Below are 24,283 nucleotides of genomic sequence, written 5' to 3' on the forward strand. Positions count from 1 at the left end.
GCGCAAAAGGGGTGTGCCTCCGGGCGCTGTTGAAATCGTAATTCAATTTAGCGGTTGTTCCACGATTTCAAAGTAACCACACTCTTAAAGAATATGAATCAGAGCCTTCATCGAGCTCACGGAAAAAACGGGCTCTACCGATTTTTCGCTCAGCTTTTTCAAATCGGCTTTGTAGCTGATGAACGGAATTCCCGCTGTCTCTGCGGCCCTTCCATCGATCCATGAGTCGCCGATCAGGATCCAGCTCTCCCGGGGCACATCCGGAAAATGATCGAAAATCGCATAAATTCCCGATGCCGACGGCTTCAAAGCGGTCATCTGTTCCCTGCACACCACCCGATCAAAGCAGGATAAAATACCCGCACTTTGCAGTGCAGGGTGAGCAGAGCGCATGGAATTGTTCGTCAAGACGGCCAATTTGAAGCGCCCAATGAGCGTCTCAAGCATATGAAACGTCCCCGGTTCAATGCCGGCGCACTGCATCCCGGAGATCTCATGGCGCGTCACAATCTCCCAAGCGGCTGTCATCAGCTGTTCGGACACCCCGGAATTCTTGGCCAGTTCGATGATCGTGGAGGTTGTGTGGGCATGAACCGGCAGATCGGCCGAAACAACTTCATGCTCGACGAAAAACCGAAACACGTCCCGCTTCATTGCGGCGTAATCGATTCGGGATTGAAGCAGCGTATTGTCCATATCGAAAATGATGCCTTTCACATCCGGCAATCCGATCATGCCGACTTCCGCCCCCCTTGACAGTCAGCTTCGAATTTTCTTCTCAGCCTCGTTGTCATCCCCTTCATAGAAAGCTGAAATCGCTTCGCAAACTTCTTTGGTTTCGATGTCCAGAAAGATGAGATGCCTCGAATTCGAAAAATATTTCACCTGAACCTCCCCCCCCAGATTCTGCTCCAAATACCGGGCGCTGTATGGATGGACGATCTCATCCCGCTCCCCCTGCACCACCAGGGTCGGGACCTGAACCCTGCCGATTTCCCTCCGCAAACTCCGGACCAGCATCATAAACTGAAGCACGGCATGCAGCGGTGTGGTCTGGACTTTGTAGAAGGCCGACCAGTTTTTCCGGCGGACCTCCTCCCACATTTCCGTGGCAAACCGCTTCGGGCTGAGATAAATAACGGAAGCGCTGATCAACACCAGTCTTCTGACGGGATACCGGCTGGCCAGATAAGCGGCGATCAAACCGCCCATGGAAAAACCCGCAAGGTCGAAGGAGCCGTATGTTTCCGCAAGCCTCCCCGCTTCCCGCTCCGCTTCCTCCACCCATTGCTGCCAAGTAACCTCTCCCAAATGACGGTCATCGCCGGCATGTCCTGGAAGTACGGGAATGCTCACGGTATACCCCTTGCTTTGCAGGTGCGAGCCCAACGGCTCCACTTCAAACGGACCTCCGGTAAAACCGTGCAGAAGCAGACAAACTTTTGGATAGGATTGATGGCTGTTCGGCATTGCGTTTACCTCTTCCGGGTTTCTTTTCTTGATAATTCCATACGGAGCGCCCGAAATCCTTCCCGTCAATGGATTCCGGTTCTCGTCAAGCCCGGAGATTTCGTAGGGTACGGCGATAAACTTGGCGGGCTTGAAGCTGTCGGCAGCGGAGACGGGCTCGGCTCGCTTCCGTCCGTCGGCTGCGGCGATATGCCCGGCTGGCTTGCGTCCGTCGGCTGCGGAGACGGGCTCGGCTGAATTCCATCTGTCGGCTGCGGAGACGGGCTCGGCTGAATTCCATCTGTCGGCAGCGGCGATATGCCCGGCTGGCTTCCGTCTGTCGGCGCCGTCACGCTAACGACATTGGATTTCTCGCTCTTTAAGCCTGTACCTGGAATCACGGCAACGACATAATACTGATAACTTTCCCCCGGGGTTACGGAAATGTCCCTGATATTCGTATCTGCCGTCGTCAGCACCAATTGAAAATCGGTTTCTTGCGAGCTTTTCCGGTACAGTTCGAATTCCGCCCGGTCATCGCTGCGTGTCCAGGCTAGCTGTACGCTCCGATCCGAAACCGAAGGCAGCGCCGTCAAGTCGTTGATCGGCTGCGGAGGCTTTTGCGGATCTGTCACTCCTTGAGGCTTAACAAACGATTTCACCGGCTTGCCGCTCAACGCTCTGGACATGACATAAGAGAACATTCGGGCCGGGTATCCGCTCCCTCCGGTCAAATAATGCTTCTCGTCCGTTTTGTCATAGCCCATCCAGACGGCGGCCGTCCATTCCGGCGTATACCCGGCGAACCAGACATCCCGGTTGCCGCCGGAAATCCCCTTTAGGCCGAGCTGCGTCGTTCCTGTTTTGCCGGCCACCGGCCGATTCATCCTCGCATTTTGGCCTGTGCCGTTCTGCACGACATTCTGCAGCATGAGCGTCATATACCAGGACGTCTTAGGATCCATGACCGTACGCGTCTCTTGGGCGTAATTATAGATGACGTTGCCGTCCGCATCGGTTATTTTGCGGATCGCATGCACTTTATGTAGCTTTCCCTGATCGGCAAAAGCGGAATACGCTTGCGCCATCTGCAGCGGAGTTACCCCTTCGGTCAGTCCGCCGAGCGCGATTGACAGATTGCGGTCTTCCGGCCCGAGCGTAATGCCCAATTTCCGGGCAAACTTCATGCCTGCGTCCACCCCTATTTGGTCCAACAGCCAAACGGCGGGAACGTTGATCGAATCCTTCACTGCGTCCATCATCGTCACCTGACCCTGATAGACATTGTTATAGTTGCGCGGACTGTAATTTCCGAACGACATTTTTTCATCCTTTAACAGCGAGAAAGGCGTCCAGTTGCCTGTTTCGAGCGCCGGACCGTATACGGCAATCGGCTTGAAGGAAGAACCCGGCTGTCTCGGCGATTCGACCCGATTATAATCGCCCATCTGGTAATCACGACCGCCCATCAGGCCGACAATCCCCCCGTCCCGATGGTTGAGAATGACCATGCCCCCCTGAACCTCGCTGCCTTTCATGCCCGCAGGAAACAAAGAATCGTTCCCGAAAGCTTGCTCCAAAACATTCTGCGCGTGCGTATCCAATGTAGTATAAATTTGGTATCCGCCTTTTCGCAATTCCTCATCCGTCAAGCCGGCCAGCTTTCCAGCCTCTTCAACCACATAGTCGGTGAAACTGGTATAGGCCTGATGGCTGCGGACCGCCGGCGGATGATACACTGCCTTTTCCGCCGCGTCTTTCTGGGCTTTCGTGATATCGCCCTGTTCGTACATTAACTGCAGCACAACCGCCCGTCGTTCTTGGGAACGCGCGGGATCCGATATCGGATTATAATATGCGGGAGCCTTGGGAATGCCCGCCAAGGTGGCGCACTGCCAGAGGCTCAGATTCTTCAGATCGGAGACGCCGAAATATTTCTCCGCGGCGGTCTTGACCCCGTAAACGCCGTTGCCGAAATAGATCCGGTTCAAATACATCTCCAGAATTTCATCTTTACTGTACTTGTTTTCCAGCGCCATGGCAATGGACACTTCATTTACTTTGCGGAAGAGGGTTTTCTGGTTGGAAAGAAACAGGTTTTTGGCCAGTTGCTGCGTGATCGTGCTGCCGCCTTCCACAGCTCCTCCGTGCAGAATGTCCGTTACAAGCGCCCGGCCTATCGACCAAAGATCAAAACCTTGATGCTCATAAAATCGTTTGTCCTCAGTCGCAATGAACGCCTCGGGCAGCTCCTTCGGCATCTCGTCAAGCTTCGCCAGTTCCCGGTTTTCCCGATACAGCTTGGCGGCTTCACGGTCATGCGCGTCATAGAGAATAGACGCCTGATCCATGTCCATTTTGCCGATGTTGGCGGCGAGCAGCCGCTCTCCGTTGATGAGAATAAAAAAATATCCGGCCATTGCCAGAAACAAAATAACGGCAGCCGATAAAAAAATGCCATGAAACCATCTTTTCAAGCTTCGTTTGGTTTTGGGCTTACGATGCGGTTTCGACCGCTGATCCGTCATGATTTTTCTCCCCACCTTTGTATCCCTGCTTACGTCCCTTCCATTCGCCTTTAGGCGAGCCCTTAATGAAAAGAACAACCCTTGCGGTGGAGGGTTGCTCGCTTTGTACCCTGTTTAATTAGACGCTGCTAAGCCGGAAAAGGTTTCATCGAAAAGATGAACTCCTGATCGGCTTGCCTATTCCGTTCAGGACTCGGAATCCGCTTCCTGCATCAATGACACATTTCTTTGAGGGGTAAATGTAGAGATCGCGTGTTTGTAGATCATTTGCTGGCGTCCGTCACTGTCAACAATAATGGTAAAGTTGTCGAATGCCCTGATCTGTCCCCTGATTTGAAAACCATTGGTCAAATACACCGTGACCGGAATGCTTTCTTTGCGAAGTTGATTCAAAAACGTGTCCTGAATATTGATGGATTTGTTCATGTAGGAACCCCCTCTGATTCATGATCGATTATTTTATAGCAAATCTGCGGATTTTCCTTCTAATTGCAACTTCGTTGATATTATATCACTTATTTGCTCCAAATGGGCAGAAAATTTTACCTCCACCGTAACGTCCACCCATTCGATATCCTTCATATGCCGAAACCAGGACAACTGCCGTTTGGCAAACCTGCGAGTATCCCGCTTCAGCAGGGCAATCGCCTCGTCCAAGGTGGTTTCGCCCTGCAAATAGCTGATAATTTCCTTGTACCCCAACCCCTGCATGGAAATCAGGCCGCGATCATAGCCCTTTTCCAGCAAGCGGGCAACTTCTTCGACTAAACCCTGCTCCAGCATTTGATCAACCCGCGCTTCAACTCGCTTATAAAGCAAATCTCTGTCCATTGTCAAGCCGACAATGCACAATTGGTACGGGGAGGTCTTTTGCTGCCGCGCCAACTGCGCAGAGAGGGTTTCACCTGTCAGATGAAGCACCTCCAACGCGCGGATAATGCGTCTCTGGTCATTGGGATGAAGCCGCTGCGCCGACTCGGGATCCTGCTCCGCAAGCTTTAGATGCAGGGCCTCGTGACCAAATTGCGCTGCATACTTTCTCTGCTGCTCGCGAAAATCCTCATCACTTCCGCAATCGCTAAATTCATATTCATAACAGACCGATTCAACGTATAATCCCGTTCCGCCAACGATAAACGGAAGTCGGCCCCGTCCTGAGATTTCGCGGATGGCTTGTTTGGCCAGCTCGTGAAAGTCGGATACGGAAAAAGGTACGTCCGGCTCGCGGATGTCAATCAAATGATGCGGGACGGATTGCAGTTCTTCCGGACTTGCTTTGGCTGTGCCAATGTCCATTCCCCGATAAACCTGCATGGAATCCCCCGAAATGATCTCACACCCGAATTTGCGGGCGATCTCCAGGCTGAACCTGGTCTTGCCGACAGCCGTCGGCCCTATGAGCACCAAAAGCTTCTGCTTTTCTTGCTGCTGATGCGCTGTCAAAGATCCATCACCCCGTAAGCGGTCGTCGATCCCGTTCTCACAACGCGGTCAAAGCCCAATTCTGCAAATACCCTGCTATCCCTGTGCTCCTTGAGCAGAACCTTCCTGCGGGCAACCCGGACCGCTTCCTCAACTGCCTTACGAGCAAGCGGCTGGCGATTGGCCACGCCCCGCAAAGGCGACATGGAACTGGAGCTTTGCACGGGCTTGCCGAACATTGGATCAAAATACACGATATCAACGCTCCGATCCGGCAATAGTCTAAGATATGACAAATGATCCGTCAATAATACCTCGATTCTTCGCATGGCCTCATCCAATTCCTTCACATCCGATTGATAACGCGACAGGCCTTCCCGCACCAGCAAATACGGGATGAGCTCGCTTTCAAGCGCGGTTACTTTGCCGGAGGCACCGACGGCATGAGAAAAAATAATCGCGTCAGCGCCGAAGCCGGCCGTGCAATCCAAAACACGGTCTCCCGGACCAGCTTCAGCGAGCTCGATCAGCTTGTCGGTCTCGCCTTTCAGCAGCCTTTTGATCCGGATCACCGCCATACTCGGATGGTAATCGAGCGGTTCACGCCCTGCCTCGTTGTATCTTAACCCGTTGTCGGTTATCAAAAGAAATTGGGAATCCCCGTATTTCTCCTCCAGCTGCTTCAGCGACAAGTTTTGTCTCGGCACCCAGCGCAAGCCCATCTCATCCGCCAGATCCTGAGACAGTCTCTGCAGCTCCGGAGAGGTACGATTCGCTGTCGTGACGATCATCACATCACCCGTTTAAACATTTTTTCAAGCTCGTAATTTGAGAAGCTGATCACGATCGGGCGTCCGTGCGGGCAGGTGTACGGATTCCTGCAGCTGGCCAACCGTGCCAGCAGCGATTCAATTTCGAGCATACTCAAATTCTCATTCGCCCTGATCGACGCCTTGCAGGAGCAGAGGATGGCGGCTTTTTCCCTGATTTTGGCGATATCCAGCGATTTCTTTTCGGCCAGCACCCATTCCACCATTTCCTCGATGATTTCCTTCTCCTGCCCGGAAGGCATCCAATGCGGACAGGATCTTACTATAAAGGTATTCCCACCAAAGGGCTCCAAATAAACGCCCGCCTGCTCAAAAACGTAAAGTTTCTCCCGGATGACCGCCGCATCGGAGGGAGTAAATTCCAGCGGAATGGGTACAAGCAGGTCCTGACTGGCCGCGGCGGGATTGCCGAACATCCCGTAGTAATATTCGTAGTTGATCCGTTCGTGTGCGGCATGCTGATCGATCAGGAACAAGCCATCTTCATTTTGCGCGATAATGTAAGTCCCTCTCATCTGACCGATCGGATACAGCTTCGGAAAATGCTGCCGGACCGAAGCCGCTGCAGGTTCGTCGATCGGGACATACAGCGGCTTCAGCTGCTCATCAGAGAACTCCGGTTTCTTCGAATGCTCCGCCTGCGGTCTGCGCAGCCCCTCTCCCGACGGCTGTGCCCGATAAGTTGTCTCAAAGCCGTTATGTATTTCCCGCCGGTCGGCCGCTTTCGGCGGTTCCGATTTCAGCTGATCGTCGGTTCTCGGCGGGTCCGATTTCGGCAGCTCCGCATCGGCGGCCCGAGACAGTCCGGCAGACGGTATATCCGTATGCCGGTAAAGCTCCAGCTGCTCCTGAATCACGGGACTGCGCACTGCAGGTTTGGACACTTCGGGAATCAGCGCCTGCTTCTTCAGCTTTCCCGCCAGTTCATGCTCAATAAATTTCAGCAGCTCGGATTCTTTGCTGAACCTGACCTCTAGCTTTGAGGGATGAACGTTCACGTCAAGCAGCGAGGGGTCCATCCGGATGTTCAGAACGGCAACAGGAAAGCGGTGTATGGGAAGCAGCGTATGGTAGGCCTGAACGATCGACTGCGTGACCGCATAGTTGCGGATATACCTGCCGTTGACGATCAGCGAAACGGCCGAACGGCTGGCGCGGGTGATCTCCGGTTTGGAAATATATCCGCTTAGGACGTAATCCGCATTCTCTCCGTTTACACCGATCATTCCCCTCGCCACGGACGTCCCATAAACAGCTGCGATAACCTGCAGGGTATCTCCATTGCCAAGCGTCCGAAGCAGGCTGCTGCCGTTGTGTGCAAGGCTGAACGCGATATCGGGATATGCCAGCGCGATCCGGTACACATAATCGGAAATATGCCCCAATTCCGTCTGGATTGTCTTCATGTATTTCAGGCGGGCCGGAGTATTATAGAACAAATCCTTGACGATGAAATCCGTTCCCTTCTGTGCCGGAACGTCTTCCGCCGCCTTGATGCTCCCGCCTTCTATCACGATTCTTCTGCCCAAGCCGTTGTCCTTGGAAGAAGAGACGCATTCCAGCCTGGATACGGCGGCAATGCTCGGCAGCGCTTCTCCGCGAAAGCCGAGACTGCGGATGCGGAACAAATCCTTTCCGGTAGAAATCTTGCTGGTCGCGTGTCTCAAAAAAGCCCGCTCGCAATCATCCGCTTCGATGCCCGAGCCGTTGTCCGTCACCCGGATTAGTTGGATGCCGCCCTCCTCGACTTGGATATCGATGCGGGTCGAGCCGGCGTCAATGGCGTTTTCGACCAGTTCCTTGACCACGGACGACGGCCGCTCCACCACTTCGCCGGCAGCAATTTGGTTGGCGATATGCGCGTCAAGAACATGGATCCTGCCCATTAATCAATTCCCTCCGCTAGCGGATATCGCAAGACTGTTCCCGTCCTGCTTCCATTGAAACGCGGGGAAGGACTTTTGAAACCAATACAAATCAATGTAGCTGGTGCCTTTTACGTTTTTGATGCTGTCCTTGAAGGTTCGGGTTCCGCTGCCATTGGCAATCGTCAGAACTTTGCTTGAATTGTTCCATGAAACAGTCCCATCAATCAAGCTTGCCAATATTCTCGAAGGAATGAAGGTATGCCCGTTGCTTTTCAGACTGGGGAACGTCGTGTTGAATTGCTGTCCGTTCACGGTGAGATGATGGTCGGCAAGCCGCAATTCCAGACGCTTCATCCCCGCTTGGTGCAGAGCGGTCAGCAATTGAGCCGTATCGTCGGGAACAACGATGTCCGGGTTCAATCCCACCTTGTTTACGACCCGCTTCAAAGGGGTCAGATATTCCTCAACCGTGAGCTTCAAATAACCGCCGTCCTGCAGCGGAAAGATGCTCTGCACGCTGCCTTTCCCATAGGTGCGGGTGCCGACGACCGTTGCGATTTTATAATCCTGCAGTGCGCCCGTAAGCACTTCGGAAGCGCTGGCGCTGTGGTTGTTGACCAAGACGACGAGCTTTTTATTGAAGGAGCTCCCGCCGGATATTTCCAAGGACTGATCGATTCCGTTGCGGTCTCTGGTATGAATCAATACACCCTGGGGAATAAACAAACTGGCGATATTGGCTGCGGTATCCAGCAGTCCGCCCGGATTTTCGCGAAGATCCAGCACCAGAGCCGTCATGCCCTGCTGATTCCAAGCCTGGAGCTGAGCTGCTATCTTCTCATCGGCATCGCTGGAAAAATCGGACAATTTGATATAACCCACGCCGTTTTGGAAATAATGGGTCGTAATTACCGGTATCGTGATGCTCTGGCGGCTTAGAGTGAGAACATGCCGTTTGCCGCTTCGCTCGATCGTGATATGGACCGAACTGCCCTCCGGACCGATGATTGAGCTGACCAACTGATCCATTTTCTTGCCGGCGGCCGGTTGGCCTTCCACCTCGACGATATAATCCCCCGGCTTCATCGCCGCTTTTTCGGCGGGAGAGCCAGGAAACACCTCAACGGCATAAAATCCCTTCTCATCTTGTCCAAGACGGATGCCGATGCCGACATAATGATTTTCTATTTGATTCTGAAAGGATTGCCAATCTTCAGGGGAAAAATACTGCGTGTAAGGGTCGGATAAATCCTTGATCATTTCGTTTATATTCGTTTTGGGAATTTTGTTTTCCGCCGGGGCGCTTACATGATATTTCAAAATCAATTCTCTCACTTGATCCGCTGTCTGCTGGGAAGGCTCGACTTCCGCCGCGGCCAATGCAGTGGCCAGCGGCAGCATGAGCAGCATCACGGCCAGCAATCCGGAAGTGACGTATTTCTGTTTGCGATTCTTCATCTTTATGATTCCCCTCTTCCCTCATTTTTGCGCCAATTGCTTTAAATCCATCAAAAGCTGCATAGCCTGAAGCGGCGTCATGTTCATCGGATCGGCCGACCGGAGACTGCGCATGATTTCTGCGCTAACCTCATCAGCCGCGTCCGCCTTCCTTTTCGATTTCAATCGTGATTCTTCTTCCCCGCCGAACAAGCTCAACTGAACAACCGCAGCAGCCGTTTCCGCCCGCTGCAGGGCGGCGGAATCCCGCAGCTCAAACGCATTCAACAGCTGATAGGCCCTGTCAATGACAGTCGCCGGAAGACCGGCGAGCTTGGCGCAGTAGATCCCATAGCTTGTGCCGGCCGCTCCGCGAATCAATTTGCGCAAAAAGGCAACCTGGTCTCCGCTTTCCTGCACCGCCATGCAGTAATTCCGCAGATGGCCCAAGCTTTCTTCGAGATGGGCCAGCTCGTGAAAATGTGTGGAGACCAGCGTTTTGCAGCCGATCCTCTCATGCAGATACTCGATAACCGCTTGGGCGATAGCCATTCCTTCCCCTGTCGAGGTGCCTCTGCCCAATTCGTCGATGATGACCAGGCTGCGGGCTGTCGCTTTTTCCGTCATTACTTGAATGTCCGTCATTTCCACCATGAACGTGCTCTGTCCGCCGGCTAAATCGTCAGCCGCGCCGATGCGCGTGAAAATTCGGTCCACCAGCGGAATGAGGGCCCGCTCCGCAGGGACGAAGCAGCCGATTTGGGCCATCACGGAAATGAGAGCGACCTGGCGCATGTACGTGCTTTTCCCTGCCATATTCGGTCCGGTAATCAGCAGCATTCTCGCTTCATCTTGTGTTAATGAGGTCTGATTGTGCACAAACTTTCCGTCTTTCATCAGCGCTTCAACCACAGGATGCCGGCCTTCCTCGATCACCAGATCGTACCCTTCCGTGACTTCCGGCCTCCGATAACGGTATTCGGCGCTTACGCTGGCCATCGACTGAAGCGCGTCGACGGTCGCAATGATCCCGGCCAGCTTCTGAAGGCGGGCAACCTGAGCGCCGATCCGATCTCTCAGCTCGATAAACAGCTCATATTCGATGTCCACCATCTTTTCCTCGGCTTCAAGAATCAACGCTTCTTTTTCCTTCAGCTCGGGAGTAATATAACGTTCCGCATTGGCCAAAGTCTGTTTTCGTTCATAACGGCCATCGGGAAGGTGACCAATATTGGCCTTGGTCACCTCGATATAATAGCCGAACACTTTGTTGTATCCGATTTTCAATGTTCGGATGCCGGTGATCTCACGCTCTTTCTTCTCAAGATCGGCAATCCATTGCTTGCCGTTGACGCTCGCCTCGCGAAGCCGATCCAGCCGGAGGTTGAAGCCTGGCCGGATCATGCCGCCTTCTTTAACCGAAATCGGCGGATCATCCACGATGGCCTGATCGATCCATTTCATTACGTCCCGGCAATCATCCAGGCCCTCGACCAACCGCTGCAAGGTGATGGAGCCGGAAGCCGCGCATGTCTCGACAATGCCGGGCACCGCCCTCAGCGATAGTCCGAGTGCGAGCAGGTCCCGCGCATTGGAGGTTCCGAAGGAAATTCTGCCGACCAGCCGTTCCAAATCGTAAACTTCCTTCAGCTGCATGCGCAACTCTTCCCGGGTGATCAGCCGATTGTAAAGTGTATCGACCGCTTCCAGCCGCTCCTCGATCCTCGCTTTGTTCATCAGCGGCTTGTCCACCCAACGGCGGAGCATCCGGCTGCCGATCGAGGTGACCGTCCGATCCAGCAGCCATAACAGTGACCCCTGCTTGGATCGGTCGCGGATCGTCTCGGTCAGCTCCAGATTCCTTCGGGTGAACGGATCAAGAATCATGAAATGCTGAGGCTCATAGGTTTGAATGCGGGTAATGTGGGACAGCGACCTTTTCTGCGTGACATTCAAATAAGCAATCAAATAACCGACGCATTTCAACTGCGGTTCATTCAGCGCCGCCAGAGTTTCGGCCGGAAAATGACCGCGGATCAGTTCGTTTGCGTCCATGCTCCATTCGGTCAGCATGGGCGGCCGAGAGCCGCCGGACAGATCTTGTCCGATTTGCTCAAGCAAAGACGAATCTCCGATGATTTCGGACGGATTGTACACCTTTGCTTCATCAAGCAGCGAATCCTTGGAAGCCGCAAAGGAGGTGACATACAGTTCGCCAGTCGTCAGATCGCAGGCCGCAATTCCGTACTGCTCCTTGACCTCAGCGGCAGCGACGATGAAATTGTTCGCCGCCTCGCCCAACGTCTTGCCCTCCATCACCGTGCCGGGCGTCACAATCCGGACAATCTCCCTGCGCACGACGCCCTTTGCTTCCTTCGGATCCTCCACCTGTTCGCAAATTGCGACTTTGTAGCCCTTTTCAATCAATCTAGAAATATAGTTATCCGCGGAATGATAGGGAACCCCGCACATCGGGATCCGTTCCTCCGTTCCGCCCTCCCTGCCGGTCAGTGTAATTTCCAGCTCTTTGGCTGCCAGTACGGCATCTTCAAAAAACAGTTCATAGAAATCCCCAAGCCGGAAAAATAAAAAGGCGTCTTTGACTTCTGCCTTGATCGCAAGATACTGCTGGATCATGGGGGTATACGTTGTCATGATGGACCTCCAACCGGAATTCAGGGTATTCGACGATTATTATATCACGAATTTGTCCGTTGTTCTTATTTTTTCACTTTGAAGAGCGTTCACATCGGCTGGGTGATCCGCGGAATGTGCCAGGAATCTCGGAAATCCTCCCGCTCGTTCCATGTCTGAAAAGTCTCCAATCTTCTTTTGAGCGGCGCCAAAAAAGAGGAGTATTTGGCGTAGGAAGCAGTCGATTCGATTTCTGCCCAGAGTTTGCGGGCAATCGGAAGGAGCGCGAATTTGTTCCCCCGGTAATATGCCTCATGAACGGTTTCCAAGTCCAGCGGGCGGCTGTTCAGTTCCCAATAATGCTCGGCAATGATCTTGGATAAGGCCAATGCACCTTTGGCAATATCGGACGCTACGAGCCAACTCGGCGGTGTCCGGTATTCGAAGCCGCCGTGCGATTTTCGCAGAAAGTCCCCCGGGAATCCGTATCGCGGCCTTCTTGCCGCTGTTGAGTCGTCTTCGATCGCGGCCAGCGAAAGAGCCAAATAGTTATCCAGCGCGCGAAGCAAAAATCCGTTCAACCAAATGCGGCTCAGATGAATGTGGCCGCCCAAGGGAAACCCTTTGACCGGCATGCCGCCTGCCAGCCAAGCCAGGTCGGCTTCACCGATTTGATCCGCTGCCTTACGCATCAGCCACGTCATCTGAAGAATCAGCTGTTTCGGCTCCGGACTCGGATCGGGACGAAGCTCAACCAGCGGATAAACGAGCCGGCCGCCGCCGATCCGCAGGGAATCGCAGCCCAGCCGGCCGCGCATCGGAAAAAAGCGGGCGGCAGGTACGACTTTTCCATTTCCATCCACCAACACAAATTCGGGATCGGCTCCCAAAATCGCCTCTTTGCCTCGGCTCAGTTCGCTCTTCAAGCTTTCGTGGTAACGGTTGATCGCCTCTGCAAACAATTCGCCCAAGCGCCGATCAAGGAACGGTTCCGGGTTTACATCCTTGATGACCGTCTTCCCGTCGGAAAGCCGGACAAGGGTCACAATACCGAAATCGAGCCCCAGCGCATACACGGCGCGGACAGCTAACCGGGCAGCTCTGCGGGCGATCGCGGAAGTGTCCGGCGGCAATTCCTCATATTCTTCGCTGTGCGCAACATTCAGCAAGGACAAGTTCAAATGTGCGGGCTTGCGATCGGCAAACACGGCCAACGCTTCCAGATGAAACACCGGAACCCTGAGCTCTCTTGACCATACGAATGATTCCCCGTTCCCGCAGATGTCCGTGTTCTCCGAAAGAACGGACAGTCCGGCACGTTCGAGGGTATCCTTGATCCAGCTTCGATTTCGCGATTTCTCCACCTGTCGGGCAGGATTCAGCATGCGCGTGAAGCCCAGCTCTTCCGGGCCACGGCGGAGTCCCCACGGAATGGCTACGGTCATCTTATGCTGACCGCGATTCGGGACTATTAATCGGGTTCCGCAAGGGATGTTCAATCGGGGCAGCAGCAGCCGAACCGCACTTTCATCGTCATATAACAAAAAAGCGCCCATTCCATTCCCCCGCCGCCAAAAACTTTTTAAAAAAGAGGGCTGTCGCCCTCTCTCCGGCCATCAGCGCCGAATACCATGTATTCCAAGACTCCCGTCCTTAACTAATTCAACGCAAATCACACGACTTCGTCTTCCAGCAAATCAGGATCTAAAGTTTCGTAATCGCCATCCGTAGCATTTTCATCGAAATCGAATTCTTTATCTTCGAAATCGTCACATGCCCCCTGGTTCACGACGACGCACACTTTCGTTTCGGCAACCATTTCAACCTGATACTCGCGGTCAACCAGGATCTTCACTTTTCCGCCGTTGGTCACCGTAGCTTCCACACAGGTCGGTTCCTGCGTAGCCACCGCAAAAACCTCCTCCGTGTTGGCCCGATGCTTCGGATCCAAATACGTCATGGGTACCAGTTCAGTGTATGAAATCGTTTCTTTCGCGACATCGGTTTTGGAATTGTTGTCATGAGAATACCAGATATTAATATCGTAAGTACCGATGACCTCAATGCCGTCCCCGGATTTGGACGCTTCGTACTGATGGTTGATGATCCATGCCCCGAGTATGTTCGTGGGTCTATTGGGCGGCGTTACCGTATGGGCGACTTGCGAAAATCTGCGTCCCTTTCCGCATACCGCTTTTGTGATAATTTCCCTGAATTCCAGTTCTTTATCTGAAATCGACATTCCTCAAACCTCCTCCATACAATCATTCTTTTAAATTGTATGCAGGACATTCGTCTAGGGTGACAAAAACTTTTGGGCGGCTGGCGACAATGATTCCTTCGTATAATGCTATGCGGGAATTTTTTTCTTTTTGCCGCTTTTCGCTATCGATATGAAGCCTTTCAATTCCAAAAACAGCTGCAGAATCGCCGAACGCACTTCAAATTCCTCCCGTGTCCTCGGCAGGTCCAGAATCTTGAATGTCCCCTCCAGGTCCGAGATCATGTTCTCGACGTTACCCATGTACTCTTCTTGTTTGACATCCTTGCTCAGCGCTTCGAACAGTTCAGCCGTCATTTTTCCATGCGGAAGCGTCTCGTAAACCCTCGACACCAAAAGCATCATCCGCTGAATGGAGTCTAGCTGCTGACGCCTCATCAAAAAATATTGCATCCAATACTCATCCGTTTTGAACAGCGCATTCTCCGCCACGGTTCCGGACAGATGAATCCCATCCCGTATTGACGCGTCAGCGGCAATCAACTCGCTTCCGCCCCAAATGTAATCTTTGTCCTTCAGATTTTCGGCAATATGGCGGAATATCGCGGAGAACGACTCTTCCGTCTGGCTTCTGAGCTCCAGCAGCCGTTGATCGGGATTCGGCATATAGACGAAATTGATCAACGTCGCCGATCCCAGGCCGGTCAGCAGCAGCAAGACTTCGTTCACCAGGGAGTGCAGCTCGATTTTCCCTATGGAGAAAATATGCAGAATGATCACAGAGCTGGTGACAATGCCGTCCTTGAGCTGCATTCTGGAAAGCAGCGGATAAGAAATCAGGACGATAATCCCGAAAACCCAAACGTGAAAGCCGAGCAGCCAAAAGATGAAGGAACCGAACAACAGACCAAGGATAGAGGCGGCGATACGCTGCAGCGCGCTTCGCAGACCTTTTCTGCGCGTTACGTCCACACCGAGAATGGCCAGCAGGCCCGAAGAAACTTCGAATGACAGCGAAAACAATTGTGCCAGATAAATAGCCAAGACAGCCGCAATTGCGGTTTTGATCACCCGGATGCCCATGTCCATCCCTCGTTTTCTAGTTTTCCCCTAATCGTCATATCGAATATGAATTCCTTGTTGCTCCAGCTTCGCATTGGGAAATGCCAGCAAGCTCCGTTGTTTTGAGTTTTTTGATCTAAATGGACTTGTTAAAGGTTAAAACTCAAAGCCAAAGTCGCTTTTACGGCAGATTCCCAATACTCCGCTTCCGCAACTGATGAACGCTCTTAAAATTCAAGAATTCAATTCGCCGGACAGACTCCCCGGATCAGTCCAGACGGTAAATCTCGGAATATTTTCGGGTCAAATGATCAACAAGATAAGCAGGGTTCAGCTCTTCTCCGGTCACTTGCAGGATAATTTCCGACGGATCCAGCAATTTTCCGAAACGGTAAATTTTATCCGTCAGCCACTCCTTCACCGGATGCAATTCCCCCCGTTCGATCATCGCGTCCAAATCCGGCATTTGCTTTCGAAGCGTGTGCATGATCTGCGCGGCGTACATATTTCCGAGAGCATAAGACGGAAAATATCCGAACGATCCCCCCGACCAATGCACGTCCTGCAGAACCCCTTCCGCATCCCGGGATGGCGTCACTCCAAGATATTCCGTATATTTGGCGTTCCATACTTCGGGAAGTTCGTCCACCCGGATTTCATCATTAATTAACGCTTTCTCGATTTCATACCGGATCATGATGTGCAGATTATAGGTCAGCTCGTCGGCCTCGATGCGAATCAGCGACGGCTCGGCTTCATTGACCGTCCGATAAAACTGTTCCACTGTGATATTTCCCAGCTGCGTTGGAAAAGCGTTCTGCATCTCGGCATAGTATCTTTTCCAAAACGGAAGGCTGCAGCCGATGAAATTTTCCCAAAACCTCGATTGCGATTCGTGAATGCCCATGGAGGTTCCGGTGCAGAGAATCGTACCGCGAAGCTCCTCGGAGAGATTCTGTTCGTACAGCGCATGCCCGCCTTCATGAATGGTGCCGAACAGCGCAAAGCTGATATCGTCCGGCTTGAAATTCGTCGTGATTCTCACGTCTCCGGGATTCAGCCCGGTTGCGAACGGATGCACGCTTTCGTCCAAACGTCCCGCTTGAAAATCGTAACCCATTTCCTTCAATATAAAGCGGCTGAATTCCCGCTGTTTTCCCTTATCATAATGCTGATGCAAAAATGAACTGTCCGGCTTGTCCTTCGCTTTCTTGATCCGGGCCGCCAAAGGCACTGTCCGGTCTTTCAATTGTCCGAAAACAAGATCCAATTTTTCCACGGTCATCCCGGGTTCATACATATCCAGCAGCGTATTGTATTTATTGCCTTCATAACCCCAAAGCTCGATGAACTCCTGATTGTACTTCACGATCTTCTCCAAATAGGGACGGAACAAGGAAAAATCGGATTCCTGCTTGGCCTGCTCCCAAACGGATTCCGCCTGTGACGTCAGCACGACATATTCCTGATATTTCTCCGGCGGAATTTTTTTGCTGCGATCGTATTCCTTTTTGGATTCCTTGACAATTTTGCGGTTGATCTCATCCAGCTGCGAGTACACTTCCGGAAGAGTGAATTCATCGAGAAACGCGTTCATTTCTTCGGAGACCGTCAGCCTGAACATTTCCGTCGACAGCACACCGATGACTTCGGATCTTCCTTCGACCCCTTTTCGGGGCGCTCCTGTCCGCAAATCCCAATACATCACACCCAACGCTTCCTCATAGCTTTTGATTTTTTGGATCAAAGCACGGAAAGCGGACAATTTTTCCTCCAATGTCCTGTCCATTGCCATTCTCCTTTCGTTTGGCCAAGGGTTAACTTCAATAGATTTCCATCTTGATCATAATGCGTTCTTCACGCATAATCAACTTTTCTGTTAGAGCGTGTTCAAAAAGTTTCAAAGGCGTAAAAGTTTTCGCAGAAAACTGCTTCGGGAGCATAAACCTTTCCGCTCCTTTCGACACACCCCTTTTTCTTCGCCAGGCTTTTTGAACACGCTCTGTTAAAGAACATGCACAGATTTGAAACCTTTGGCGAAGTGATCCGTATCATTAGTGAAAAGACACTCATCCATTTTCAGGAGGTTGCCTCATTTATGAAAAAGACACTGCTTGTGGTCATGTCTCTATTGGTCGCATTGACCTTCACCTTCTCCGTCTCACAGACGGCAGATGCCAAAAGAAGCATCAGCGGAGGAATCAAATCTTATCAGTCTCCGAAGCGTTCGTTCTCGGATACCCCTTCGAAGACGCCGACTCAGAACAACATCTCCAAGACGGATACCGGAAAGACGACGAACCCGACCAGTAACACAACCAATACCCCAACCAACCGCGGATTTTTCTCCGGCGGGAGCTTGCTGAAAGGGATGTTTATCGGCGGGTTGGCCGGTCTGCTGTTCGGAAGCCTGTTCAGCAACTTCGGCGCTTTGGGGGACATTCTGGGACTCCTGGTCAATGTTCTGGCGATCTATGCAGTATTCCTGGCCGTTCGGGGTCTTTTCCGATATATGGCCGATAAGCGGAAGGAAAAGGACAAGAGGCTGGAAGCATGATATTAGACGAACAGGAAATCACCAACGCGATTTGCCTTCATCAGGCTGAACGCAGGGGAATCCGCCCGCAGGAAGTGAGTGTTGAGCTGCTCTGGGACGAGGATCTCGGATTTTCCGCATCCGTAGAGATCGGCGGCCGGGAGATGTATCTCGTCGAGTCCAATATGCTCGAAGCGATTGAGAGATACCTGCTGAACAAATACGGGCATCGCGTGTTCCGCAACCAAATCCGGTTGGAGCTTGATGAACAAATACGGGCTGAGATCGATGACTCGGCTCTCTGATTTTTTAAAGCAAATCCCCGTTCAACGAATTACCTGAGCAGCATCGCAACAGCGCCGTCCGGTTCGAGGAACCGGATGGCATTTTTTTGGAAAACATTCCTATCCATTTCCAGAGAAACTAATCGCTCTCTATTTCGTTTAAGTATACAAGTGATATTTTGATAGATTACATAATGAAAGAGGGCGAATCATGTTCAAGCACGGCAAATTGATAGTCATCCTTACCTTCGTTTTTGGCTGTTTGCTGCAGCAGTGGGCCGCTCCCGTATCTGCCGCGGCCGATTCCACGACCAAGTACCGGCTCTATCAAAACAACCGCATCATCATGGAATATTCCAATTTGAACACAGCAATTGCTCAAGCCAAGACACTGACAAACAGCCATGTCGAGGAAATCAGTTCAAGAAAATGGCTGTGGGACAACTTTCCGCGTTACCGAATCTATCAATATGACAATACGCTGCCCGATTGGCAATTTGCCACCCTCAATGAAGCGATCCGGGAAGCGAAAAAATGGGCGAATGCCAGTATCCGGGACCTTCAGTCCGGCGGCTGGGTATGGAACAATTATCCGAAACAGCCGAATTACCGCGTCTATCAAGGCGAATCCACACGCAGCTCCTGGGTTTTTGCCGATCTTAAATCAGCTGTGAATGAAGCCCGAAAGTGGGAGCATTCCTACGTCATCGACCTGAATTCCAACCAATGGGTATGGGACAATTTGAGCGAAGAATACAAGCAGTCGCTGAAACAAGGGGAGCCGGTTTATCAAATCTACATCGAGACTTATACGCAGCAAGACTGGCAATTCCCCTCGCTGGTGGACGCCATTCATAAAGCCGCTGCGCAGGACGGCGCAGTCGTCATCAACAGCCGCACGCAAAAAACCGTCTATGCCAACATAAAGCCGTATCAGGTATATCAAAATCAAAAGCTGCTGAAGGAATTTTCCAAATTGAACGAGGCGATCGGCTTTGCCAACGGTTGGGCGCATGCCTCCATTGAAACCGACGGCCGGGAAATTTGGACCAACGAACCTTATTATCAAGTCTATCAAGGGGATCGCCTGATCAACCGTTTCTTCACCATTCCGGGAGCCTTGAAATTTGCTGTTCAATACAGCAATGCTTCCATTCGGACCTCCGAAGGAGATGTGATTTGGGATAATAACCGCTCGCTTCTCTTCTGGTCGTGGAACGGAACGTACAAACCCGATTTGATCAAGTCGCAGGTTTCCGACACCTTGGGACTGGATGCGGATTCCCCCACGTGGTTTGAATTGACCGGTGGCGACGGAACGCTGAAGGACCAATCCGATGCCGATACCGTCAGGTGGCTGCATGCTCAGGGAATCCAGGTGCATCCGCTGGTAAGCAACGGGTTCGATTCCGGTTTGACCAGCCAATTTCTCAAAAATACGAATGCCCAAGCCCGATTTATCAGCTCGCTTGTCGGAAGGGCAGCGCAAATCAATGTTGACGGAATCAACATCGATTTTGAAAGCATCAGCGGCAAAGACCGGGAGAAATATACGACTTTTGTAAAAGATTTGGCCCAGGCCGCGCATCAAAAAGGCTTGAGCGTATCGATCGACCTTCCCCGGGGCGATTTGAGCTGGAATCATTTGACCGCATATGATCATAAGGAACTGATGAAAATCGTCGACCATATTATTATCATGGCTTATGACCAGCATTATTCCGGCAGTCCCGAACCGGGCTCTGTGGCAGGCCTGCCCTGGACGGAAGCAGGCATTCAGGACTTCCTGTCCTACGGAATACCGAGGGACAAGCTGGTGCTGGGCATCCCGTTTTATACCCGCGTATGGAAACTCGCCGATGACGGCAGTCCGGTCGGCAACAAGGCTCTCCTGCTGAAGGGTATTCCCGGCCTCTTGGCATCGATACAGTATACGAAGACCTGGGACAGCCGATACCAGCAATATAAAATCACCTACCAGCAAGACGGATATACCTGGGTATTCTGGCTGGAAGACGAAGATACGCTGACCAAACGCCTGAACCTTGCCAAGAAATACAATCTGGCCGGTGTCGCCGCCTGGAGAACCGGACATGAATATGAAAATGTCTGGAAAGTGATGATTTTACAGAAATGACAAAGTCTCATTCGCAATAAATTCTATCGAGGCAAACAAAAGGCTCCTGTAGGACGAGCATTGATCTCCTGCTGAGCCTTTTGGATTTTCGGCGGGCGGCACCCGGCGCTTCTCTTTGCGGGTCTTGAGCGAGCATGACGCTATTGCTCATTGTCCGAAGGTTGGTCGTAATGAATCAGCTTATCGTATATCCTCAGCAGCTCCTGTATATCGGAATCCGTCAACATGCCGAACAGCCTCTCCATCTGGTTGAGGATCTTTTCATCGAGCGTTCCGAGAACATTGCTCCCGAGTTCGGTAATATGCAAATAAACCACTCTGCGGTCCAGCTCATCTTTCAATCTCCGAATCAACCCAGCCTTGACCATTTTGTCCGCAATCCCGGTGATCCCGCCTGTTGTAATGCCCAATTCACTTGCCAGACTTGAAGCTTTTTGCGCTCCCTTTGTTCCGAGAACTTCCAAAACCAAAGCCTCGGAGACGGAAATCCCGTCAGCATTGTTCCTGCTCCATTCCGTCGCCCAAATTTTCGAGTGGGTTCTGTACATCCTGAAAAGATCCATCAGATCCTTTTGTCTGTTCATTACTGGCTCCTTAGACCTAAGAAATATGGTATTTATTCCTAATCATCTTATTAAACTTTTATACTTTAGTCAATAATTGGTATTTTTCTGAAACAAGCAAAAAACGGCCCTTAAAAAAAGGCGCCGTTTTATAAGTTCCAGTTATTTTTTGCATGGATTACGCCAAGCTATTTATAATTCTTTGCTTGAATTCGATCCGGTTCGAATGGAGCCGGTTTTTGGATTTCGGTTGAGGGCAGAGGGTCGCCGGGCGACAAAGGCTTCAAGGTAAACTTGCTCATATTGGTTTCATAGAAAAGCGGCTTTTGATCCCAAACCGTTTTGGGCAGCGTCACGATAAAGGATCCATCCGCTTTGGGAACAGTCACGGTATACGCAACATCGTCAGAGACGGACAACCCGATGAAGGTCCCCAGATAAAGCTGTCCCGGAGCGGCTTTGCTGACCAGCGTAGGAGGATAGTCCTGAATTACCGTTCCTTCTTTGGGAAGTGTGATATTCGTTTCTATGCTCATGCCTTCAGGAAAATGATACACTCTGTTCTCCGGGAGGGTATAATGTTGATTTCCAACATAGACATTTAAATAAATCTCTTCATCCCCCTCGGGAATATAGTACATGATATACTCTCCTTTATCGTTGCTCGGCAAGGATTTTGCGAAGCCTTCCACGCCGTCGCGCCGGATGTTGACAACCGCATTCTTCACGGGATTTCCGGCATGATCTTTGACCACTCCGTAAATCGCGTACTTATCCAGCTTGATCGTCGGAAAAACCGTATCTTCGGGAACAGTAACGCGCCCGTGAACCTCAACCCGCCCGGGATCCTTTGCGGAAGGACGGACTTGTTGGATATTAATAGGATAATACACATACACATTTTCCGTTCGGGACATCAATTCCTGCTGCACTTGTTTGCCTACAGGCTGACCGGAAATCGTCGCTTTTTCAAGAGATTTGATATGGACCGGTATTTTCGACAAGGCGCTCCGGTCAAGGTTAATTTCAAACGTTCCGTCTTTACCGGTTTCCAACAAGTGCTTATTTGCTTCCAGTTGCGCGTTCACAACCGGTTCTCCGTTCACCCGCAGCCTTCCGTGAACCGTATCCATATGCGAAAGATCCTGTCTCCAGGGTTTAGCCTCGAAAAAGGTTTGATCCAGCTGAAATTCAACGACAGCCTGAGGCTTTTCGGATGCTTTTGCATCCATTTTCATTGTCTCTTGTTTCACTGACTCTTGCTTGCAACCCGAGATCAGTAAAACTGCACAAAGCAGACCGGCCAAGGTAAATAGAATACGCATATAAGGTCCCCTTTTTTATGGAAAGCACAGGGCAGGTTTTACACAACTCGCCCTGTGCTTCTATTGATTCCGGAATGTGCGTGAATTGCCGAACATCAATTATTTCTGCTGGTGAACATTCTCCGTTCCACCCGTTTGCTGCGATGCTCCCTGCGTATTTTCTCCGCCCAATCCGAAGACGATCAATTTCGGATTCGGACCGCCGGTCGTTTGCGCCACGTACTGTTTGCCGTCCTGTGTAAAGATCGACGGGGCTGAGCCGATGGCGCCTCCGCTCGTTTGGAAATCCCACAGAATTTGACCGGATTTGATATCGATGGCTTTCATTTTGCCGCTCTGCTCGCCATAGAAAGCAATGCCGGCAGCCGTGCTGGTGAATCCGCCGCGCATCGGATCGTCCGTTTTGTTCTGGTAGGCGATTTTGCCCGTGTTCATATCAATGGCCGTAACGGTTCCGTACGGTTTGATATTGGGAGGGGCCTCGCCCATCGATGTTCCAAAAGCCAAAGCTCCGAAAAATCCGGACTTTTTGCTTTCCGCCATTGAATCCTCCTCTGATTTCGCGGCTTTAATCAAGGACGGGGATTCGATTCCCGGGATCAATACATAGTTGGACTCGGGATCATACGTTTCCGGAGCGTAGTTTTCTCCGCCGAGCACCCCGGGATAGGAGAGCACACCTTTGGGAGTCGGTTTCGGATGATCGATTTTGGAGAACGCTACATTCTTATAAATCGGTTCGCCGGTTGCAGCATCCCAACAAAACCATTCGCCGGATTTGCCACCCTGAACGACCACCTTGCGTTCTTTGCCGTTTACTTTGGCTTTAAGCACCATCGGAGTGGCGGCCGCATCGTAATCCCACAGGTCATGCGAAACTTCTTGTCTGGCCCAAATCATTTTACCGGTTTTGCTGTCAAGTGCGATGACTGAATCAACGTACGGGTTGGAGCCCGGGCGTTTTGCTCCGTAAAAGTCCGGAGCCGGATTGCCGGTGCCGAAATACATGATGTCGGTTTCCGGATCGATGGAAGGGGGATCCCAAACCGTGCCGCCTCCGTTATACGCGCTGTCCTTCAGCCAATCCTGGCCTTTCGGCGGGACCGTCCAGAACGGCTGATCCCAAGCCGGGGTCAGGTCGCTGGCTTTGTAAGCCATCACAAAGCCGCGCACGCCGTTATCCGCGCCGCTGCTGCCGATATATACATTGCCCTTGTAGTAGATAGGAGCCACAGTTTCATAATAGCCTTTTTCCGCCGTGACATCCGGAATGGTATCCCAGAGATTGATCATTTTGACCAATTGGCCCGTCTTCTGATCGAGCGCCGCAAGACGGTCATCCGTAATCAGGACAAATACTTTCCCTTCTCCCACAGCCACACCGCGGTTGGAGCCGAACATGCCCATTGACTTGATATGATCCATGATTTCCTTGTCCGGCTTCCAATTCCACAACAGCTTTCCGGAAACCGCCTCATAAGCGAATACATGCGCATAGCTGCCGGTTGCATAAATGACACCGTCAACAACGGGCGAGAAGGATTGGTTGCCGGCCGCCAGTTCCGCGTCGACTTTCTTTAGATCAGCTTCCCAAATCACGCCCAAATCCTTCACATTGTCTTTTGTAATCTGTGTGAAAGGGACATGTCTGTTGCTTTGATAATCATAGCCCCATGTAGGAAAATTTTGGTATTGGTGCGTCTCAGGTGCCTGGGCAGTCGGCTCCTGAGAAGGCTTTGCCGTTGCAGGCAGCTGCGTTTCCTGGGCTGCGGGTGCAGACGTCGGCTGCGCACTTTCCTTAGGAGCTGATGAATTCGTGCAGGCTGCGAGAAGCAAAGTGCCAATCACGATCGTGCTTGCGGCCTTCCAATGTTTCTTCAAGCTAACCCCTCCCTCAATAAATTAATGTTTTCTTCGTTTTTCTCGCTTTTACGCATGTTTTCATCTTTGACGCACGAAGCGCTTGAGGATAATATTTGACGAAGAG

19 protein-coding genes are annotated in these 24,283 nt (G+C 51.8%); 3 read left to right on the forward strand and 16 right to left on the reverse strand.

What is annotated here, in order from left to right; genetic code table 11:
- Positions 1 to 84 precede the first annotated feature (84 nt).
- The 13 genes from VF724_RS13830 to VF724_RS13890 all read right to left on the reverse strand — a co-directional run bounded on the left by VF724_RS13830 (position 85) and on the right by VF724_RS13890 (position 17,240).
- A complete protein-coding gene (locus VF724_RS13830) occupies positions 85 to 735 on the reverse strand; it encodes an HAD family hydrolase (protein ID WP_371754845.1) in 651 nt (216 codons plus the stop codon).
- 24 nt (positions 736 to 759) lie between these two features.
- Positions 760 to 1,470 carry an alpha/beta hydrolase gene (locus VF724_RS13835; RefSeq protein ID WP_371754846.1) on the reverse strand — a complete coding sequence of 237 codons (711 nt, stop codon included), beginning with the start codon at positions 1,468 to 1,470 and terminating at the stop codon, positions 760 to 762.
- Between the two features lie 65 nt (positions 1,471 to 1,535).
- The gene (locus tag VF724_RS13840) at positions 1,536 to 3,977 is read right to left on the reverse strand and encodes a transglycosylase domain-containing protein (RefSeq protein WP_371754847.1); all 2,442 of its coding nucleotides are present in this window, start codon (positions 3,975 to 3,977) and stop codon (positions 1,536 to 1,538) included.
- A 186-nt stretch (positions 3,978 to 4,163) separates the two neighbouring features.
- Positions 4,164 to 4,403 carry an RNA chaperone Hfq gene (hfq, locus tag VF724_RS13845; protein WP_371754848.1) on the reverse strand — a complete coding sequence of 80 codons (240 nt, stop codon included), beginning with the start codon at positions 4,401 to 4,403 and terminating at the stop codon, positions 4,164 to 4,166.
- Between the two features lie 33 nt (positions 4,404 to 4,436).
- The gene (miaA, locus tag VF724_RS13850; RefSeq protein ID WP_371754849.1) at positions 4,437 to 5,420 is read right to left on the reverse strand and encodes a tRNA (adenosine(37)-N6)-dimethylallyltransferase MiaA; all 984 of its coding nucleotides are present in this window, start codon (positions 5,418 to 5,420) and stop codon (positions 4,437 to 4,439) included.
- On the reverse strand, positions 5,417 to 6,190 hold the full coding sequence (locus VF724_RS13855) for a class I SAM-dependent methyltransferase (RefSeq protein WP_371754850.1): 774 nt from the start codon (positions 6,188 to 6,190) through the stop codon (positions 5,417 to 5,419). The genes miaA and VF724_RS13855 overlap by 4 nt, the downstream gene beginning before the upstream one ends.
- Entirely contained in the window at positions 6,190 to 8,115 is a 1,926-nt protein-coding gene (gene mutL / locus VF724_RS13860) for a DNA mismatch repair endonuclease MutL (protein WP_371754851.1), read from the reverse strand. The genes VF724_RS13855 and mutL overlap by 1 nt, the downstream gene beginning before the upstream one ends.
- A 3-nt stretch (positions 8,116 to 8,118) precedes the next feature.
- Positions 8,119 to 9,555: a S41 family peptidase gene (locus tag VF724_RS13865; protein WP_371754852.1), complete on the reverse strand. Its 1,437-nt coding sequence runs from the start codon at positions 9,553 to 9,555 to the stop codon at positions 8,119 to 8,121.
- A 21-nt stretch (positions 9,556 to 9,576) separates the two neighbouring features.
- Complete coding sequence (mutS, locus tag VF724_RS13870; RefSeq protein ID WP_371754853.1) at positions 9,577 to 12,189, reverse strand: DNA mismatch repair protein MutS; 2,613 nt, start codon at positions 12,187 to 12,189, stop codon at positions 9,577 to 9,579.
- 89 nt (positions 12,190 to 12,278) lie between these two features.
- The gene (locus tag VF724_RS13875) at positions 12,279 to 13,724 is read right to left on the reverse strand and encodes a putative amidoligase domain-containing protein (RefSeq protein ID WP_371754854.1); all 1,446 of its coding nucleotides are present in this window, start codon (positions 13,722 to 13,724) and stop codon (positions 12,279 to 12,281) included.
- A 116-nt stretch (positions 13,725 to 13,840) separates the two neighbouring features.
- Complete coding sequence (locus VF724_RS13880; protein WP_371754855.1) at positions 13,841 to 14,410, reverse strand: outer spore coat protein CotE; 570 nt, start codon at positions 14,408 to 14,410, stop codon at positions 13,841 to 13,843.
- A gap of 108 nt (positions 14,411 to 14,518) precedes the next feature.
- Positions 14,519 to 15,472, reverse strand: a complete 954-nt coding sequence (locus VF724_RS13885; protein ID WP_371754856.1) for an aromatic acid exporter family protein — start codon at positions 15,470 to 15,472, stop codon at positions 14,519 to 14,521.
- A gap of 247 nt (positions 15,473 to 15,719) precedes the next feature.
- A complete protein-coding gene (locus VF724_RS13890) occupies positions 15,720 to 17,240 on the reverse strand; it encodes a carboxypeptidase M32 (RefSeq protein ID WP_371754857.1) in 1,521 nt (506 codons plus the stop codon).
- Between the two features lie 309 nt (positions 17,241 to 17,549).
- Between VF724_RS13890 and VF724_RS13895 the strand changes: the two genes are divergently transcribed.
- The 3 genes from VF724_RS13895 (at position 17,550) to VF724_RS13905 (ending at position 20,408) form a co-directional block, all read left to right on the forward strand.
- Entirely contained in the window at positions 17,550 to 18,008 is a 459-nt protein-coding gene (locus VF724_RS13895; RefSeq protein ID WP_371754858.1) for a hypothetical protein, read from the forward strand.
- Positions 18,005 to 18,292: a DUF2653 family protein gene (locus VF724_RS13900; protein WP_371754859.1), complete on the forward strand. Its 288-nt coding sequence runs from the start codon at positions 18,005 to 18,007 to the stop codon at positions 18,290 to 18,292. Before VF724_RS13895 ends, VF724_RS13900 begins: the two co-directional genes overlap by 4 nt.
- A 190-nt stretch (positions 18,293 to 18,482) precedes the next feature.
- The gene (locus VF724_RS13905; protein ID WP_371754860.1) at positions 18,483 to 20,408 is read left to right on the forward strand and encodes a glycosyl hydrolase family 18 protein; all 1,926 of its coding nucleotides are present in this window, start codon (positions 18,483 to 18,485) and stop codon (positions 20,406 to 20,408) included.
- Positions 20,409 to 20,548: 140 nt separating this feature from the next.
- On the opposite strand, the gene VF724_RS13910 is transcribed toward VF724_RS13905, so the two are convergent.
- From VF724_RS13910 to VF724_RS13920, 3 genes are all read right to left on the reverse strand, one after another.
- Positions 20,549 to 20,992, reverse strand: coding sequence for a MarR family winged helix-turn-helix transcriptional regulator (locus tag VF724_RS13910; protein ID WP_371754861.1), 444 nt, complete (start codon positions 20,990 to 20,992; stop codon positions 20,549 to 20,551).
- Between the two features lie 167 nt (positions 20,993 to 21,159).
- On the reverse strand, positions 21,160 to 22,203 hold the full coding sequence (locus tag VF724_RS13915; RefSeq protein WP_371754862.1) for a carboxypeptidase-like regulatory domain-containing protein: 1,044 nt from the start codon (positions 22,201 to 22,203) through the stop codon (positions 21,160 to 21,162).
- A 192-nt stretch (positions 22,204 to 22,395) separates the two neighbouring features.
- Complete coding sequence (locus VF724_RS13920) at positions 22,396 to 24,177, reverse strand: outer membrane protein assembly factor BamB family protein (RefSeq protein WP_371754863.1); 1,782 nt, start codon at positions 24,175 to 24,177, stop codon at positions 22,396 to 22,398.
- Between the last annotated feature and the right edge of the window lie 106 nt (positions 24,178 to 24,283).

This window comes from Ferviditalea candida, from assembly GCF_035282765.1.
GTDB classification, from domain to species: Bacteria; Bacillota; Bacilli; order Paenibacillales; family KCTC-25726; genus Ferviditalea; species Ferviditalea candida.